Source organism: Plantibacter sp. H53 (genome assembly GCF_001650455.1).
Taxonomy (GTDB): Bacteria; Actinomycetota; Actinomycetes; order Actinomycetales; family Microbacteriaceae; genus Plantibacter; species Plantibacter flavus_A.
Genome location: NZ_LWCT01000001.1, coordinates 13329 through 30094 on the forward strand (window position 1 = coordinate 13329; position 16766 = coordinate 30094).

Annotated in this window: 17 protein-coding genes and 1 tRNA gene; 15 read left to right on the top strand and 3 right to left on the bottom strand. The window is 69.4% G+C overall.

Annotated features, from left to right (window positions below; all coding sequences use genetic code 11):
* Positions 1–117 precede the first annotated feature (117 nt).
* The 4 genes from A4X17_RS00060 (at position 118) to A4X17_RS00075 (ending at position 4265) form a co-directional block, all read left to right on the top strand.
* Entirely contained in the window at positions 118–1302 is a 1185-nt protein-coding gene (locus A4X17_RS00060; protein ID WP_064293859.1) for a sensor histidine kinase, read from the top strand.
* A complete protein-coding gene (locus tag A4X17_RS00065) occupies positions 1299–1988 on the top strand; it encodes a response regulator transcription factor (protein WP_064293636.1) in 690 nt (229 codons plus the stop codon). The genes A4X17_RS00060 and A4X17_RS00065 overlap by 4 nt, the downstream gene beginning before the upstream one ends.
* A 109-nt stretch (positions 1989–2097) precedes the next feature.
* The gene (locus A4X17_RS00070) at positions 2098–2856 is read left to right on the top strand and encodes an ABC transporter ATP-binding protein (protein WP_064293637.1); all 759 of its coding nucleotides are present in this window, start codon (positions 2098–2100) and stop codon (positions 2854–2856) included.
* On the top strand, positions 2853–4265 hold the full coding sequence (locus A4X17_RS00075) for an ABC transporter permease (RefSeq protein WP_064293638.1): 1413 nt from the start codon (positions 2853–2855) through the stop codon (positions 4263–4265). Before A4X17_RS00070 ends, A4X17_RS00075 begins: the two co-directional genes overlap by 4 nt.
* A 6-nt stretch (positions 4266–4271) precedes the next feature.
* Here A4X17_RS00075 and A4X17_RS00080 read toward each other — a convergent pair whose 3' ends face one another.
* A complete protein-coding gene (locus tag A4X17_RS00080) occupies positions 4272–4940 on the bottom strand; it encodes a trimeric intracellular cation channel family protein (RefSeq protein WP_064293639.1) in 669 nt (222 codons plus the stop codon).
* An 83-nt stretch (positions 4941–5023) separates the two neighbouring features.
* Here A4X17_RS00080 and recO point away from each other — a divergent pair, with 83 nt between their 5' ends.
* Genes recO through A4X17_RS19070 form a run of 4 tightly spaced genes read left to right on the top strand, consistent with a single transcriptional unit; the run spans position 5024 to position 7434 of the window.
* Complete coding sequence (recO, locus tag A4X17_RS00085; protein WP_064293640.1) at positions 5024–5761, top strand: DNA repair protein RecO; 738 nt, start codon at positions 5024–5026, stop codon at positions 5759–5761.
* Positions 5758–6579, top strand: a complete 822-nt coding sequence (locus A4X17_RS00090) for an isoprenyl transferase (protein ID WP_064293641.1) — start codon at positions 5758–5760, stop codon at positions 6577–6579. The genes recO and A4X17_RS00090 overlap by 4 nt, the downstream gene beginning before the upstream one ends.
* A 28-nt stretch (positions 6580–6607) precedes the next feature.
* Positions 6608–7288, top strand: coding sequence for a DsbA family protein (locus A4X17_RS00095; protein WP_064293642.1), 681 nt, complete (start codon positions 6608–6610; stop codon positions 7286–7288).
* Positions 7285–7434 carry a hypothetical protein gene (locus A4X17_RS19070; protein WP_157583269.1) on the top strand — a complete coding sequence of 50 codons (150 nt, stop codon included), beginning with the start codon at positions 7285–7287 and terminating at the stop codon, positions 7432–7434. The genes A4X17_RS00095 and A4X17_RS19070 overlap by 4 nt, the downstream gene beginning before the upstream one ends.
* On the opposite strand, the gene A4X17_RS00100 is transcribed toward A4X17_RS19070, so the two are convergent.
* Positions 7425–7943 (bottom strand): aminoacyl-tRNA deacylase, encoded by a 519-nt coding sequence (locus tag A4X17_RS00100; protein ID WP_064293860.1) that lies wholly within the window; start codon positions 7941–7943, stop codon positions 7425–7427. The genes A4X17_RS19070 and A4X17_RS00100 overlap by 10 nt on opposite strands.
* Before the next feature lie 51 nt (positions 7944–7994).
* On the opposite strand from A4X17_RS00100, the gene dusB reads away from it, so the two are divergent.
* The 5 genes from dusB to A4X17_RS00125 all read left to right on the top strand — a co-directional run bounded on the left by dusB (position 7995) and on the right by A4X17_RS00125 (position 13508).
* Positions 7995–9155: a tRNA dihydrouridine synthase DusB gene (dusB, locus tag A4X17_RS00105; protein WP_064293643.1), complete on the top strand. Its 1161-nt coding sequence runs from the start codon at positions 7995–7997 to the stop codon at positions 9153–9155.
* A 25-nt stretch (positions 9156–9180) separates the two neighbouring features.
* Positions 9181–10428 (top strand): deoxyguanosinetriphosphate triphosphohydrolase, encoded by a 1248-nt coding sequence (locus tag A4X17_RS00110; RefSeq protein WP_082915832.1) that lies wholly within the window; start codon positions 9181–9183, stop codon positions 10426–10428.
* A gap of 88 nt (positions 10429–10516) precedes the next feature.
* Positions 10517–12391 carry a DNA primase gene (gene dnaG, locus A4X17_RS00115; RefSeq protein WP_064293645.1) on the top strand — a complete coding sequence of 625 codons (1875 nt, stop codon included), beginning with the start codon at positions 10517–10519 and terminating at the stop codon, positions 12389–12391.
* Positions 12392–12492: 101 nt separating this feature from the next.
* Positions 12493–13341 (top strand): ATP-binding cassette domain-containing protein, encoded by an 849-nt coding sequence (locus A4X17_RS00120; protein WP_064293646.1) that lies wholly within the window; start codon positions 12493–12495, stop codon positions 13339–13341.
* A gap of 94 nt (positions 13342–13435) precedes the next feature.
* Positions 13436–13508, top strand: a tRNA-Asn gene (locus A4X17_RS00125).
* A 201-nt stretch (positions 13509–13709) separates the two neighbouring features.
* On the opposite strand, the gene def is transcribed toward A4X17_RS00125, so the two are convergent.
* On the bottom strand, positions 13710–14276 hold the full coding sequence (def, locus tag A4X17_RS00130) for a peptide deformylase (protein WP_064293647.1): 567 nt from the start codon (positions 14274–14276) through the stop codon (positions 13710–13712).
* 70 nt (positions 14277–14346) lie between these two features.
* On the opposite strand from def, the gene A4X17_RS00135 reads away from it, so the two are divergent.
* A complete protein-coding gene (locus tag A4X17_RS00135) occupies positions 14347–15327 on the top strand; it encodes a DMT family transporter (protein WP_064293648.1) in 981 nt (326 codons plus the stop codon).
* 123 nt (positions 15328–15450) lie between these two features.
* Positions 15451–16731: a glycosyltransferase gene (locus A4X17_RS00140; protein ID WP_369808434.1), complete on the top strand. Its 1281-nt coding sequence runs from the start codon at positions 15451–15453 to the stop codon at positions 16729–16731.
* Positions 16732–16766 lie beyond the last annotated feature (35 nt).

Sequence of the window (16766 nt, forward strand, 5' to 3'; positions counted from 1 at the left end):
CGCCGGGTCGGCCTTCGGGTCGGCCGGGCGCAGCGTCCCGCTCCGCGGCGTACGCCGGGAGGATGATCTTTCCGGGTGACGACCGATCCGTCAGCGGTCAGGTCGTACGGTTGGAGGATGTTCCGCACGCTCCGGCCCGGCCAGCTGGCCCTCGACATCGCGCTGCCGTCGGTGCTGTTCATCCTCACCGCCGCTGCGTACACGACGCGCCCGGCCGGGTACACCATCGTCCTGCTCGGCATGTGCGGTGCACTGGCGCTCCGCCGGCTCGCTCCGGCGATCGCGCTGTCCGTGGCCTGGGCCGCTGCGCTGCTGCAGCTCATCCTCCTGCTCGCGCCGGATCCCGCGAACTTCGCGATCCCGGTCGTGCTCTACGCCGCGGCGAGTTACGGCGGCCGGGTGGTTCGATGGGTCTCCTTCGCATCCGCGTTCGTCGGTGCCGCGCTCATCGCGTTCTACGTGATCGTCGTCCCGAGTTGGACCACGGGCATCGGCGCGGAGATCAGTACCTTCGGTCTGGCGAACGACATGACACCGGTCGCGCAGGTGACGGTCGGACTGTTCATGTTCCTCGCGTTCGCCGCCTTCTTCGGCCTCGCTTGGACCGCAGGCGTCCTCATGCGCACGTGGCGGCTCGCCCGCGAAAGCCGCCAGGCGCAACTCCTGGCCGAGCGCGACGTCGCCGTGGAGCAGGAGCGCAACCGGATCGCGCGCGACATGCACGACGTGGTCGCACACTCCCTCGCCGTCGTCATCGCCCAGGCCGACGGGGCCCGCTATGCGCTGGCCGCGGACCCGGATTCGGCCGACCAGGCCTTGCGGACGATCTCGAGCATCTCCCGAGAAGCCCTCGCCGATGTCCGGGTGCTCCTCGCGCAGTTGCGGTTCCAGCAGACCGAAGGCCCGCAGCCGGTCCTGGCCGACCTCGAGCGGCTCTACGAGCAGTTGCGCGGAGCCGGACTCGACGTGGTGGTCCAGAACCACGGTCAGGAACGACCGGTGGCGACCGGTTCGCAGCTCGCCGTGTACCGCATCATCCAGGAGGCACTCACGAACGCGCTCCGACACGGCGACCATCGTGGGCCGATCGACGTCCATCTCGACTGGACCGGACCCGAGCTGCAGCTCTGGGTCGTCAACCGGGCGAAGCTCGAACCGCCGAAGGCCGGCACGGGGCACGGCCTCGCCGGGATGAACGAGCGCGCTACGCTGGCAGGCGGCAGGTTCGGGACGACCCTGGTGGACGGTCTCTTCACCGTCTACGCATCGATCCCGTACGCGACGGTGGGAGTGACGAGATGACCGATCCGAGTGACGCGACGGCAGCGGGGGCGATCACGATCGCGCTGGTCGACGACCAGGCGCTCTTCCGAGGCGGGATCCGGATGCTCATCGGTTCGCAGCCGGACCTGCGCGTCGTCGGCGAGGCCTCCGACGGGCGTCAAGCGGTCGAACTGGCCGCACGGACACGTCCGCAGGTCATCCTCATGGACGTCCGGATGCCGGTCATGGACGGGATCGAGGCGACGAAGACGATCCTGGCGGAGGCGGATGCGCGCGGGAGCGACCGTCCTCGGATCGTCGTGCTGACCACCTTCGACCTCGATGAGGCGGCCGCGACGGCCATCCGAGCAGGTGCCAGCGGATTCCTCCTCAAGGACGCGGAGCCGGAATTCCTCCTCGCAGCGATCCGCACCGTCCATGCCGGGAACGCGGTCATCGCCGCGTCGGCCACCCGCGAGCTGTTCGAGCACTTCCAGCAGGCGCCGGCCGCTCCGGCCGCACCGCAGCGCTATGCCGAGCTCACGGCGCGCGAGCGCGAGATCTTCCTCCTCGCGGCGCGCGGATTGAGCAACTCCGAGATCGCCGCCGCCGAGTTCCTCAGCGAGGCGACCGTGAAGACGCACATCAGCCGGATCTTCGCGAAGCTCGAGGTGCGCGACCGGGTCCAGCTCGTCGTGTTCGCCTTCGAGCACGGCCTGGTCTGACGGCGGTCCAACGGGCAACCGCGGAGTGATCCAGGATCATCCCCAGGATGTACCCGGGTCGCTCGTGCGCCCGACGCGCACCCGGCACCTCGCTCCGTAGCTTCGGAGTATGACCACTTCAGCACAGCCGTCCGTCGTCGCCAGCGTCCACGGACTCAGGAAGAGCTACGGACCCGCCGACAACCAGGTCGTCGCCCTCGACGGCGTCGACCTCGAGATCGAACGGGGCCGGTTCACCGCCATCATGGGCCCGAGCGGCTCGGGCAAGTCGACGCTCATGCACATCATGGCGGGCCTCGATCAGGCCACAGCGGGGCGGGTGCGTCTCGGCGACCAGGACATCACGGACCTCGACGACGGGCAGCTCACGATCCTCCGTCGGCGTCGTGTCGGGTTCGTGTTCCAGGCGTTCAACCTGGTGCCGACGCTCGACGTCGCGGCCAACATCCGGCTGCCCTTCGAACTCGACGCCCGCCGTCCGACCGGTGAGGAGCAGAGCTGGATCGACGTGCTCGTGAGCACGCTCGGACTCGCGTCCCGACTCGGGCACCGTCCGCACGAACTCTCGGGTGGACAGCAGCAGCGCGTCGCGATCGCGCGTGCCCTGGCCACGCGGCCCGAGCTGCTCTTCGCGGACGAACCGACCGGCAACCTCGACTCCCGCACCGGGCGGAGCGTCCTGGCCCTGCTGGCGGCGGCCAGCACCGAATACGGGCAGAGCATCGCGATGGTGACGCACGACCCGATCGCCGCGAGCTACGCGGACCGGATCGTGTTCCTCGCGGACGGCCGGGTGGTCGAGGACCGTCCCCGATCGACCCCCGAGCAGATCTCGGCGCTCATGCTCGGCATGGAGCGTGCGGCATGAGCCGGGCGGATCTCGGGCCCCGGGCCCGCGAGCATCGCGCGAGCCTTCTCGTCGCGACGCTCAGCGCCTCGTTCGGTGTCCTGTTGCTCATGGTGACGAGTGTGCTCTCGACGTTCATCCTGGCCGACGATGTGACCGGGTCCAGCGGCACCGTGGTGATCATGCTCATCCTCGCGGCCGCCGTGTTCGTCTCATTGGCGGTGTACGTCGGCGCGATCGTCACGGCGAACACCTTCGCCACGATCGTCGCCGGGCGGACGAGGACGATCGCGCTGCTCCGCCTGATCGGTTCGACGGCGCGATCGCAGCGTCGCGCCGTCGCGAGGGAGGGCGTCGTCGTCGGCCTGCTCGGTGGCGGAGCCGGGTTGCTCGTCGGGCTCCTCGCGACCTTCGCGCTCGTCCGGATCGGGGTCGCGACCGGTGTGCTGCCCGAGTTGCCGTACGCGATCGTCGAACCGGCCGTGCTCCTGCCGGTCGTCGCGGTCGTCCTGACCACCTGGCTCGCGTCCTGGATCGGCGCGCGTCGCGTCCTGACGGTCACCCCGATGCAGGCGATCGGCGGATCGCAGGAGTTGAGTCGGGAGGAGGCCACCGCCCGGCCCGCCCGGAACGCGGTCGCGATCGGTCTCTTCGTGGTCGGTGTCCTGCTCCTGCTCGCCGGGGTCGGTGTCGGGCTCGTGTCGCCGCTCGGCGTGCTCATCGGCATCGTCGGCGGGATCGTCTCCTTCTCCGGCCTCGTGCTCGGTGCGCACCTCGTGATGCCGCCGGCACTGCGGCTGGTCGGCCGCCTGTTCGGCACCTCCGCGACGGCTCGACTCGCCGCCGAGAACGCCGTCCGCTACCCGGAGCGCAGTTCACGCACGACGATCGGACTGGTGATCGGCGTGACCCTCGTGACGATGTTCGCGGTCGCTGCGGCCAACTTCCAGGAGTTCGTGTTGAACGCACAGGCCGCGAATCCGGAGGTCTACGAGGGCACGCAGGCCGTGGTCGCGACGACCGTCGGCGTCTTCTCCGCCCTCATCGGACTGAGCGCGCTCATCGCCGCGGTCGGGATGGTCAACAACCTCTCGCTCAGCGTCCTGCAGCGCACTCGCGAACTCGGACTGCTCCGCGCCCTCGGGTTCTCCGCGGCGCAGATCCGTCGCATGATCGTGATCGAGGCGGCGCAGCTGACCATCGCGGCCGTCGTCGTCGGACTCGTCCTCGGGACGTTCTACGGGTGGGCCGGCGCTCAGTCGATGCTCGGCGCGATCAACGGCTCGCCCGGCCTCATCTTCCCGGTCATCCCGTGGGCCATCGTCGCGGTGATCGTCGTGCTCGCCGCACTCCTGACGGCCGCGGCCTCGGTGGCCCCGTCACGTCGGGCGACCCGCATCGCACCCGTCGCGGCACTCGCGGTCGACTGAGCCGACTCAGCCTCGCGTCGAGCGGCGCCAGATCCGCCATCCGCCGATCTGGCGCTGCTCGGGCAACGTCCATCCGAACCGGACGGCCAGGAGGCGGATCACCGCGGTCGAGGAGACACCGACGATCGCCGCGACCCCGAGTGGCGCACCGAAGGTCACGGCGAGGACGAGGAGGGCGGTCCCGACCGCGGCCGCCACGGCGTAGAGCGACCCGACGTGCATGAGGGCGACGGGGACGCCGAGCATGACGTCGCGGAGGACCGATCCACCGACGGCCGAGACGGTGCCGACGAAGATCGCCGGGATGACCGGCAGACCGGCTGCCAGGGCCTTGGTGGAGCCGATCGCTCCGAACATGCCGATCGTCAGAGCGTCGAGCCCGATGATGACGGGCCCGAGCCTCGTGATGGTGCGCAGGAGGAACATGCCGAGCAGTGCGGCCCCCGAGGCGACGGGGAGGTACCAGTTGTTCTGGAGGGACGCCGGCACCTGTCCGAGGAGGATGTCGCGGATGAGACCACCACCGAGTCCGACGACGACGCCGATGATGGCGACGCCGAGCCAGTCGAGCTGACGATCCTGGAACCTGGCCGCGAACATGGCACCCTGGACGGCGCCGATCGCGACCGCCGAGAGGTCGACCCACAGCGGAACGACGAAGAGGACCTCGTTCACGGCTTCATCTCTCCAGGCGCTCCTTCGATCCCCGACGGCGGTTCCCGGGTCACGTTGTCGGTGCGAGGCGGGATAATCGATGCGTGCCGGTATATCGAGACGAAGTGGTGGTGTTGCGGACCCACAAGCTCGGCGAGGCCGATCGCATCGTCACCATGCTCTCACGCAGCAGGGGCAAGATCCGGGCGGTCGCGAAGGGTGTCCGTCGCACGGGCTCGAAGTTCGGGTCCCGGCTCGAGCCGTTCATGGTCGCAGACGTGCAGTTCTACGAGGGCCGTAGTCTCGACACCATCACCCAGGCCGAGTCGCTCGGTTCGTACGGCGCCGAGATCAGCGCCGACTACGGGAGCTACACGGCCGCGAGCGCGATGGTGGAGACGGCCGATCGCCTGACCGAGTCCGAGGGCTCCCTCCAGCAGTACCTGCTCCTCGTCGGCGCCCTGCGGTCGCTCTCGAAGCACGAGCACGGTCCGCGGCTCACGCTCGACTCCTACCTGCTCCGGGCCTTCTCGCTCGCCGGTTGGGCACCGAGTTTCGGGGCCTGCTCGCGGTGCGGCACGGAGGGCGAGTACTCACACGTGGTCGTGCAGCTCGGCGGGGTCGTCTGCGACGACTGCGCGCCCTCGGGCAGCCCTCGGCTGGACGCCGACACCCTCTCGCTCCTCGGAGCACTGCTCTCCGGCGACTGGGAGTACGCGGAGGCCGCCGCCGAGCAGACGGCTTCACGCGCGAGCGGGTTCACCGCCGCCTACGCGCAATGGCATCTGGAGCGCGGCCTGCGGTCGCTCGCGCACCTCGAACAGGATCGGAGCCGCGGGTGACCCCGAAGCCCTACACCCACCGCGACGCGGTGCCGTTCAAGCCGATCGATTGGACGGGGGAGGTCCCGCCATCGTTCGCGAAGGGTGAGGTGCCGTCGCACGTCGCGATCGTCATGGACGGCAACGGCCGGTGGGCGAACCGACGCGGGCTCACACGGGTCGAAGGGCACAAGGCGGGCGAGGCCGCACTCCTCGACGTCGTGGCCGGTGCCCTGCAACTCGGGATCAAGCACCTGTCGGTGTACGCGTTCTCGACGGAGAACTGGAAGCGCTCACCCGACGAGGTCCGCTTCCTCATGGGGTTCAACCGCGAGGTGCTCCATCGACGGCGCGACCAACTGAACGAGTGGGGCGTGCGCGTGCGCTGGTCGGGGCGTCGGCCGCGGTTGTGGACCTCCGTCATCAAGGAGCTCCAGACGGCGGAGGAGCTGACGCGCGGCAACGACCGCCTGACGCTCACCATGTGCGTCAACTACGGCGGGCGCAACGAGATCGTCGACGCGGTCCGCAGCATCGCCGACGACGTCGCCGCCGGCCGCATCAAGCCGTCGGCCGTCTCGGAGCGTCTCGTCCAGAGCCGGCTCTACCTGCCCGACCTGCCGGACGTCGACCTCTTCGTCCGGAGCTCCGGGGAGCAGCGCACCAGCAACTTCCAACTGTGGCAGTCGGCCTACGCGGAGATGGTCTTCCTCGACACCCTCTGGCCCGACTTCGGTCGGCGTCAGCTCTGGGAGGCCGTCGAGCGGTACGCCGGACGCGACCGTCGCTTCGGCGGGGCGCGCGACGTGCCAGACGCCCCGGCGCCCCCGGGGGAATGAGCGACGGGTGTCGGTGGTTGGCCCTGACATGAGTGAACCCATCAAGATCGACATCTGGTCCGACATCGCCTGCCCGTGGTGCTACATCGGCAAGCGCAAGTTCGAGCGGGGTGCGGCGGAGTTCGCACAGCTCGGCGACGGACGCGAGGTCGAGGTCGAGTACCACTCCTTCGAGCTGGCACCCGACACCCCGGTCGACTTCGACGGCACCGAGATCGACTTCCTCGTGAAGCACAAGGGCATGCCGGCCGACCAGGTGCAGCAGATGCTCGATCGGGTGACGGGGATCGCCTCGGACGCCGGTCTCGAGTACGATTTCGGCATCCTCCAGCACACGAACACGGTGAAGGCGCACGAGCTCCTGCACCTCGCCAAGGCGGAGGGGAAGCAGCTCGAGATGACCGAGCGCCTCCTGCGTGCCTACTTCACCGAGGGCCGTCATGTCGGTCGCATCGAGGACCTCGGCGACCTCGCCGTCGAGGTGGGGCTCGACCGGTCCGCCGTGGTCTCGGCGCTGGAATCCGGCCAGTACACGCAGGCGGTCCGCGAGGACCAGGCGACGGCACAGGGGTACGGCATCCAGGGCGTCCCGTTCTTCGTCATCGACGGTGCCTACGGGGTGTCCGGGGCGCAGGAGGCGGCCGCGTTCACGCAGGTCCTCGAGCAGGTCTGGACGGAACGCGCGAGCACCGAGCCGGTGCAGGCGTGAGCACGGAGACGACGTCGCCTGAGCGCAGCGTCGGCGATCGACAGCCGGCGACGGTCCGGCCGGCGCTCCGACTCCTCGGGGGCGACGCCGTCGTCTGCGAGGGCGACAGTTGCCTCGTGCTCCCGTCGGAGCCGGCTCAGGACTGAGGGTCCTCCGGCTCGGTGAGGTCGGCGGTGACGGCGCCGATGGCGGCGAGGTACTCCGCCGCATCGACGAAGGCGCTCCACCCGTGCTCCCCGGCGCCGATCGAGATGCGCCCACCGCGCTCGAGGATGCGCTCGTCCGCGTAGACGGGGAGTGGAGCACTCGCGCCGAGGACGGTGATGGTGCCGCGCTCGTAGCCGGTCGCCTGGAAGGCTGTCGCCGCGTCGGGCATCGCGAGCTTGTTCACGCCGAGCAGCGTGCGGAACGGCGGCCAGGAGATCTTGCGGCCGCCCGGCACGAGGGCGAAGAGGTAGTCGCCGCTGCGACGCTTCACGACGATCGTCTTGACGATGTCCGCGGGCTCGATGCCGAGCAGCTCCGCCGCCTCGTGGAGACTGCGCGCGGGCGGTCGCTCGATCAGCTCCACATCGAGACCGAGTGCGGCGGCCGCTGCTCGGACTCGCTCGCGGCCGGACGGCTGGAGGTCGGCGGGCGGGACGGCGTCTGACATGTGGTCCTCACTGGGCGCGGGAGCGCCGATCATCTGGGAGAATCGAGGGTGATGTCTCTTCCTACCACGCTCTCGCAGCGCCCGAGCCTCGCGATCGGGCCCATCGTGCTCGACTCGCCGGTCGTGCTCGCCCCCATGGCCGGGATCACCAACACGGCGTTCCGTCGACTGTGCCGCGAATACGGTGCCGGCCTGTACGTCAGCGAGATGATCACCTCGCGCGCGCTCGTCGAACGCACGCCGGAGACCATGCGGCTCATCCAGCACCACGAGAGCGAGACGCTCCGCTCCATCCAGCTCTACGGTGTCGACCCGAAGACGGTCTCAGAGGCCGTCACCATGCTCGTCGCCGAGGATCGCGCCGACCACATCGACCTCAACTTCGGCTGCCCGGTGCCCAAGGTCACCCGCAAGGGCGGGGGAGCGGCGCTGCCCTGGAAGACCGGGCTCTTCCGCGACATCGTCGAGGGCGCGGTCCGTGCCGCAGGCGACGTCCCGCTCACGATCAAGATGCGCAAGGGCATCGACTCCGACCACCTCACCTACCTCGAGGCCGGTCGGATCGCCGAGGGCGCCGGTGTGGCGTCGATCGCGCTGCACGCCCGGACCGCCGCCGAGTTCTACTCCGGCCACGCGGACTGGTCGGCGATCACCAAGCTCAAGGAGACGGTCACCTCGGTGCCGGTTCTCGGGAACGGCGACATCTGGTCGGGCGAGGACGCTCTCCGGATGGTCGACGAGACGGGTTGCGACGGCGTCGTCGTGGGCCGCGGTTGCCTCGGTCGCCCCTGGCTCTTCGGCGACCTCAGCTCGGCGTTCGCCGGCGAGGGCGGCAAGGCGGAGCCGTCTCTCGGCGACGTCGCGGCCGCGTTCCGGCGTCACGCCGAGCTCCTGGCCGAGTTCTTCGAGAGCGAGGAGCGCGGCTGCCGCGACATCCGGAAGCACGTCGCCTGGTACTTCAAGGGCTACCCGGTCGGAGGAGACCTCCGCGCGAGCCTCGCGACCGTGGAGTCGCTCGACCAGCTCGACGACCTCCTCGCGACCCTCGACTGGACGGCCCCCTACCCGGGCGCCGCGGCCGAAGGCCAGCGCGGACGCGCGGGCACGCCGAAACGACCGGCACTGCCCTACGGCTGGCTCGACTCGCAGTCGCTGGGCGCCGACGAGCAGACCGAGATCGCGGGAGCGGAACTGGACCACAGTGGCGGATAGCATCATCGAGCAGGGGAGCGTCTCCATGGATCGGGACGGCTACAGCCTGCACGACGAAGAACGCTGGATGCCCGAGCACCACTCGACGCGACGCTCCGACTTCGCGCGCGATCGTGCACGGCTGTTGCACTCCAGTGCCCTCCGGCGACTCGCCGCCAAGACCCAGGTGCTCAGCCCGACGAGCGGCGTCGACTTCGCCCGGAACCGGCTGACGCACTCGCTCGAGGTCGCTCAGGTCGGTCGCGAGCTGGCAGCCAGCCTCGACCTCGCTCCGGACGTCGTCGACACGGCGTGCCTCGCACACGACCTCGGTCACCCGCCGTTCGGTCACAACGGCGAACGAGCGCTCAACGACTGGTCCGCCGCGATCGGCGGGTTCGAGGGCAACGCCCAGACACTGCGGATCCTCACGCGCCTCGAATCCAAGGTCTTCGGTCCCGACGGTGAGCCGTACGGTCTGAACCTCACCCGCGCGAGTCTCGACGCCAGCTGCAAGTACCCGTGGCCGGCCGCCCAGTCGGTGCCGGATCCCGGTGGCCGGGCCAAGTTCGGGTTCTTCGACGAGGACTCCGCGGCCTTCCGCTGGTTGCGAGCCGGCGCTCCCGAGCGCGTCCGCTGCGTCGAGGCGCAGGTCATGGACCTCGCGGACGACATCGCCTACTCCGTGCACGACTTCGAGGACGCCGTCGTCGGGGAGTACATCGACCCGGCGTTCCTGAACGCCCGCGCAGGTCACGACCGCCTGATCGACACAGCGCTGTCCTGGGCCGGCGACGACTTCACCCACGACGACCTCGCCGCCGCCTTCGACCGGCTGCAGTCCTCGCACACCTGGATCACCGCCTGGGACGGCTCCCGGCGCGACCTCGGTCGGCTCAAGAACTTCACGAGCCAGATGATCGGTCGGTTCGCCGGTGCGGCGACCGCGGCGACGCGGGAGGCCTTCCCGCAGGCCAGCCTCGTGCGGTTCGGGGCCGACGTCGTGGTGCCCCATGGCATCCAGGCCGAGATCGCCCTCCTCAAGGGGATCGTCGCCGCGTTCGTGATGTACAGCGACTCCCGCCAGCCGCTGTACGTCCGGCAGCGGGAGATCCTCATCGAACTGTCGGACGCGGTGTTCGCGCTCGGCGAGTCGGCCCTCGACGTCGGCTTCGCGGCGGACTGGCGCGCAGCCGGTTCCGACGCGGAACGCCGTCGCGTCGTCGTGGATCAGATCGCGAGCCTGACCGATCAGAGCGCCCTCTCCTGGCACGAACGGCATGTCGGCGCCTGACGCTCCTCCACACAGGAGCGGGAGTCGGACTCCGCTGCGCGGAGGCCCTCAGGGATGGACGATGGACGCACGAGACTAGGATCGAAGCATGGCCGGACGGATTCGACAGAGCGATGTTGAAGAGGTCAAGGCACGCACCAACATCGGCGACGTCGTCGGCGACTACGTCTCGCTGAAGTCCGCCGGTGTCGGCTCGCTGAAGGGCTTGTGCCCCTTCCACGACGAACGCAGCCCGAGCTTCCACGTGCGCCCCACGGTCGGGCTGTACCACTGCTTCGGCTGTGGCGAGAGCGGCGACGTCTACAGCTTCCTGCAGAAGATGGACCACGTGACGTTCGCGGAGTCGGTGGAACGTCTCGCGCAGCGCATCGGGTACCCGCTCAGCTACGAGGAGGGCGGTGGCAAGGTCGACCACGGCAACCGGGCGCGGCTCTTCGCCGCCAACCAGGCTGCCGCCGAGTACTTCCAGCAGCAGCTCCACGACGGCGACGCCGACCTCGGGCGGCGGTTCCTCGGCGAACGCGGCTTCGACGCCGCCGCCGCCGACCACTTCGGGATCGGGTTCGCGCCTGCCGGCTGGGACCACCTCATGAAGGCACTGCGGTCCCGCGGATTCTCCGACGAGGAGATGCTCGCGGCCGGTCTCGTGTCGAGCGGCGACCGCGGTGTCTACGACCGGTTCCGCGGACGCCTCATCTGGCCGATCCGCGATACGACCGGGCAGGTGCTCGGCTTCGGAGCCCGGCGCCTCCGCGACGACGACAAGGGGCCGAAATACCTCAACACCCCGGAGACGGCGATCTACCACAAGGCGCAGGTCCTCTACGGCCTCGACCTCGCCAAACGCGACATCTCGCGCGGCAAGCGGGTCGTCGTCGTCGAGGGGTACACCGACGTCATGGCCTGCCACCTGGCAGGGGAGACCACCGCGGTGGCGACCTGCGGGACCTCGTTCGGGGTCGACCACATCAAGATGATCCGCCGCGTCATGGGCGACGACTCCGCCACCGGCGAGGTCATCTTCACCTTCGACCCTGACGAGGCGGGGCAGAAGGCCGCGACGCGTGCGTTCGGTGAGGAAAAGCGCTTCTCCGCCCAGACGTACGTCGCGGTGTCCTCCGACGGCCTCGACCCCTGCGACCTCCGCCTCAACCGCGGTGACGGCGCCATCCGGAAACTCGTCGACGGCCGAGAGCCGATGTTCGAGTTCATCATCCGGCGGACGCTGGCGGGCTTCGACCTCGAGACGGTCGAGGGCCGCGTCGGCGCACTCCGTGCGGCCGCGCCGGTCGTCGCCGAGATCCGCGACCCCTCGCTCCGTCCCGGGTACACCCGCGTGCTCGCGAAGCAGCTCGGCATGGAACTCGACGAGGTGGCCCGCGCCGTGCGGGCCGCCGGCGGTGCCGCCGCAGGAGGCTCGCAGAACGCCGCACGAGACGCCCGCCAGCAGGGCCCTGGCGCACTCGCTGCCGAGCCGCCGCGCGAGCGACAGGCCTCGCTCAACGACCTGCCCAAGGACCCGTCGACGCGGCTCGAGCAAGATGCCCTCCGTGCGATCCTGCAGCTGCCCCAACACCTCGAACGTCCCATGCTGGAGCGCGCGGTCCAGAGCTCGGTCGCCAACAGTTCCCTCGCCGTGGTGCGCGACGCCATGAGTGTGAGCCTCGACCACCTCGGGACCAACGCCTGGCTCGAGACCGTCATCGCACAGGTCCCACCCGGCTTCGACGGACTGGTACGCGAGCTCGGAGTGTCCCCATTACCCGAGACGAACGAGGAGAAGCTGCCGAGTTATGTCCGGGACATCGCGCGGGCGTTGATCGACCGCGACCTCCTCGGTCGTAAGGCGGCGCTGCTCGGGTCGTTGCGTCGCACCGACCCCCGCGACGAGTCCCATCGGGAGATCACCCGGCAGCTTGCAGACGTCGAGGCGGAACGGCGAGCGCTCCGCGCCGAGGCCTGACGCGGTCTGCCTCCACCGAGCGTGGCACGTGGCCCCGCCGGGATCGCCGGATACACTCGATGGCGATCCGGTGGCTCCCGTGCACCGGAAGGAGAGGTCTCATGAAGCACCCAGAGCAGGACGGACCCGCGGTCCGGGCGAGTGATCTGAGCGTCGACTACGCCGCTCACGGCGTGAGTCCGAGCAACCGAGCCCTGGACGGTATCAGCTTCGAGCTGCCCGTCGGCGGCTCGCTCGGGGTCATCGGCAGCTCGGGATCGGGGAAGAGCACGCTCCTGCGGGTGCTGTCCGGACGCCACCTGACCGGAGCGGACTCCCGTCCGTTCGTGTCCGGCGGCGACGTGAGCACGCTCGGTCGCTCCATGCGCAAGGTGGGCCGCAGAGAACTCACGAAGCTCACGTTCGAGGTGTCGCTGCTCGAGCAGGAAGCCGGTGCGCACCTGAAGCCCGAGCTCACCGTCACGGAGCTCATCTCGGAACCGGTCCTGGCGCGCGACAAGAAGTTCAGCGAGCAGGCGCTCGGCGTCCGGGTCGCCACATTGCTGGACGCCGTGCAGATGCCGCTCTCCAGCCTCGACAAGTACCCGTACGAGCTGAGTGGTGGTCAGCGGCAGCGGATCGCCATCGCGCGCGCCCTCGTCCTCGGCCCGAAGGTGTTCATCGCCGACGAACCGACGGCCGGCATCGACATCACGGTCCGGCATACGGTGACCGAGTTGCTCGACGGGTTCCGACGCGACGGCGGTACGGTCATCGTCGTGACACACGACCTCGCCATGCTCCGCGAGGTGACCGACGACGTGCTGGCGCTCCACCAGTCGCGGGTCGTGGGCTACGGCCCGATCGACGCGATGCTCGCCGATCCCCCGCACGAGTTCCTCGCGGCGCTCGCCCAGTCGGGCGGCACCGAGACCCAGTACGAGACGCCCGAGGCCGTCGGCATCGATTGATCGCGTGTCGATTTGGCGTCTGCGAATCCTTTGCTACAGTAGATACGCGCTGCAACGCAGAGGCCGGATTCGTCCGGCCGGTCGAAGCACGTATTCCTCGATAGCTCAATTGGCAGAGCAATCGACTGTTAATCGATAGGTTGTTGGTTCGAGTCCAACTCGAGGAGCTGCACAGAGTCCCCCGGTCCATACGGACCGGGGGATTCGTCGTTCGAGGCCGGTTTCACGAAATCGACGGGGACGCCGTAGACTGGACAACGAGGCCCGAAGACTCCACTCTTCGGGCCTCGTTGCATGTCCGGACACCCTGCGCCTGTCGAGGTGACGCCGTATCGATCGTGCCGGCGTCGTGTCCCCGTCGAGGTGGTTCAGCCCTCGAGGTCGTCGCGACCCGGCAGCCAGGAGATCCCGGGTACGCCCCAGCCCGCCTTGCGGATCGCCTTCGCCGCTCGGCGCGAGTGCGGCAGTTCGAGGCGGTCCACGTAGAGCACGCCGTTGAGGTGGTCGAACTCGTGCTGCAGGATGCGTGCGCGCCAGCCGACGACCCGCAGCTCGACCGGATCACCCTCGAGGTCGGTCCCGATGAGCATGGCTGCTTCCGCGCGACGGAGCGGGTGCCGCTCGCCTGGGACGGAGAGGCAGCCTTCCGACTCGGCCTCCTCGTCGAGCTCGCCCACCGGCGGGGGACTGATCCACAGCACCGGGTTGATCGCGACGCCACGCCACGGCTGGCCGTCGTCGTCCTCGTAGCTGTAGACGAAGAGGCGCAGCGGGACCCCGACCTGCGGAGCCGCGAGTCCGACCCCGGGAGCGAGATCCATGGTCTCGTACATGTCGGCGACGAGGCGCCGGAGGTCGTCGTCCACGGTGGTGACCGGTCGGGCGACGGAATGGAGCACCGGGTCACCGGTCACGTGGATCTCGAGAATTGCCATTGCTCGAGCCTATCCGCTGGGCTCGGCCTGCCGCGCCGGGATCGGCGGGGCTGCGGGGTACCCTCGACGGGTGATCCCCTCCGCCATCGACATCGCCGACCTCGCGGACGACTTCACCCGGAACCCCTCCCAGCTGCTCGGCATCCCGTTCGCACTCCTCGGCGCGGTCTTCCTCTCGCTCGGGGCGCAATTGCAGCATCGGGGCGTGGCGAAGGTCGAGTCGTCGAGCGGCACCGACGCGACCTCAGGGCTCAACGTCGCCCAGCTCCTGGCGCTGCTCAGTCGGCCGTCCTGGGTGACCGGAACGGTGATGCTCGGGCTCGCGATCGTGCTCCAGCTCGGCAGCCTGTCCCTCGCGCCGATCACCCTCGTCCAGCCGTTGGGCGCGGTCGCGCTCGTCATCACGGCGGTGGTGAACAGCAGGATCAGCGGTGTCCGGTTGAACCGTCGATCGGTCGTCGCGATCGTCGCCTGCGTCGGCGGCGTCGGCCTGTTCGTGACGATCGCCGCGGTCTTCACGGGCGAGCACCGGATCACCGAGGCCGAGCTCGTCACGATCCTGGTGATGCTCGGCGTCGTACTCCTGGTGTTCGGGCTCGGCTTCATGGTGTTCCGCTCCCGCTTCACGGCCATCTTCTACATCGTCGGGACCGGCGTGCTCTACGGCTTCGTCGCGACGCTCGCCAAGGTCATCATCGGACGGCTGCAGCAGGGCGAGTTCGACTGGCTCACGGTCCTCTGCGGGCTCGGCCTCGTCGCCGCGAGTGCGCTCGGCGGCTACTTCGTGCAGACCGCCTACTCCTCGGGACCTCCCGACCTCGTCATCGCGGGTCTGACGGTCATCGACCCGATGATCGCCGTCGGCATCGGCATCATCGTGCTGGGGGAGGCGAGCAACGCACCGTTCTGGGCGGGCTTCGGCTTCGTCGTGGCCGGCGCGATCGCCGTGTGGGGCGTCTTCCAGCTCGCTCGCCATCACCCGCAGGTGAGCCAGACGCCGGCGGCCGCAGCAGCTGCGAAGGCCCTCGCGACCGGCGACGCGCCCGCCTGAGCCCTGGAGCCCGAACGGGCTGCAGGTATGCTTGAGCATGGCGTTCCGCGCCGCATCAGGGTCGTGAGCGACCGCCCGCACCCCCTCACATCACTGGCCAAGCACAGAGGAATCACCGATACCTTGACTTCTCCCGACGACCAGCACCTCGCGAAAGCGTCCAGCACGACGCCGACCCCCGACACCCACAAGCCGCTGCGGGTGGTCATCGGCGCCGACACCTTCTCGCCCGACGTGAACGGCGCCGCACGCTTCGCCGAGCGCCTCGCGGCCGGACTCGTCCGCCGAGGCCACGACGTCCACATCGTGGCGCCCGCGGGCTCGCGCAAGTTCGGCACGTGGAAGGAGACCCACGAGGGTCAGACGATGACGGCGCACCGCCTCTTCAGTCTCCGGTGGTACCCGCACGACTGGCTGCGCTTCGCGATGCCGTGGTCGATGCGACGGAACGCCCGGAAGATCCTCGACCGCGTCAAGCCCGACGTCGTGCACCTGCAGTCGCACATCGTGGTCGGCCGTGGTCTCTCGATCGAGGCCGAGCAACGAGGCATCCGCATGGTGGCGACGAACCACATCATGCCCGACAACATCCTCGACTTCACCGTCATCCCCAAGCGCACCCAGGAGTGGCTCGTCCGGACGCAGTGGGCTGCCGCCCGTCGCGTGTTCGATCGTGCCTTCGCCGTGACGACCCCGACGCGCAAGGCCGCCGACTTCCTGGAGCAGTTCACGGGCCTGACCGGTGTGCACGCGATCTCCTGCGGGATCGAGGCCGGACAGTACACGCCGTCGTTCGAACCGCGGAAGCGGAACACCATCCTCTTCGTGGGTCGCATCACGAGCGAGAAGCAGATCGACGTGCTCCTGCGCGCGCTCACGAAACTCCCGAAGGAACTCGACGCCCACGTCGACGTCATCGGTGGCGGCGACCAGGCGAAGAACCTCGAGCAGCTGACCCAGCAGCTCGGCATCGGTGACCGCGTCCGATTCCTCGGCAAGGTGTCCGACGATGAGGTGAAGCAGGCCTACACGAACGCCACCGTCTTCGCGATGCCGTCCATCGCCGAGCTGCAGAGCATCGCGACGATGGAGGCCATGGCCTCCGGTCTCCCGGTGGTCGCGGCCGACGCCATGGCGCTGCCCCACCTCGTGCACGATCAGGTCAATGGGTACCTGTTCGAGCCGGGCAACGTCGACGCCCTGGCCGAGCGGCTCGCCACGGTACTCAGCGCCTCGCCCGAGGAGTACCGCCGGATGCAGGACGCATCGTTGGAGCTCGTCTCCGCACACGACATCGAGCGCACGCTCGACACCTTCGAAGCGCTCTACCGCGGCGAGCAGGTCGTCGACCCGACGACCGAGCGTCACACGGCGACCGCAGACCGCCAGGAATCCGCGGACTGACTCCCGCCCGGCGGGCCACTCGGTACACTGGGTTC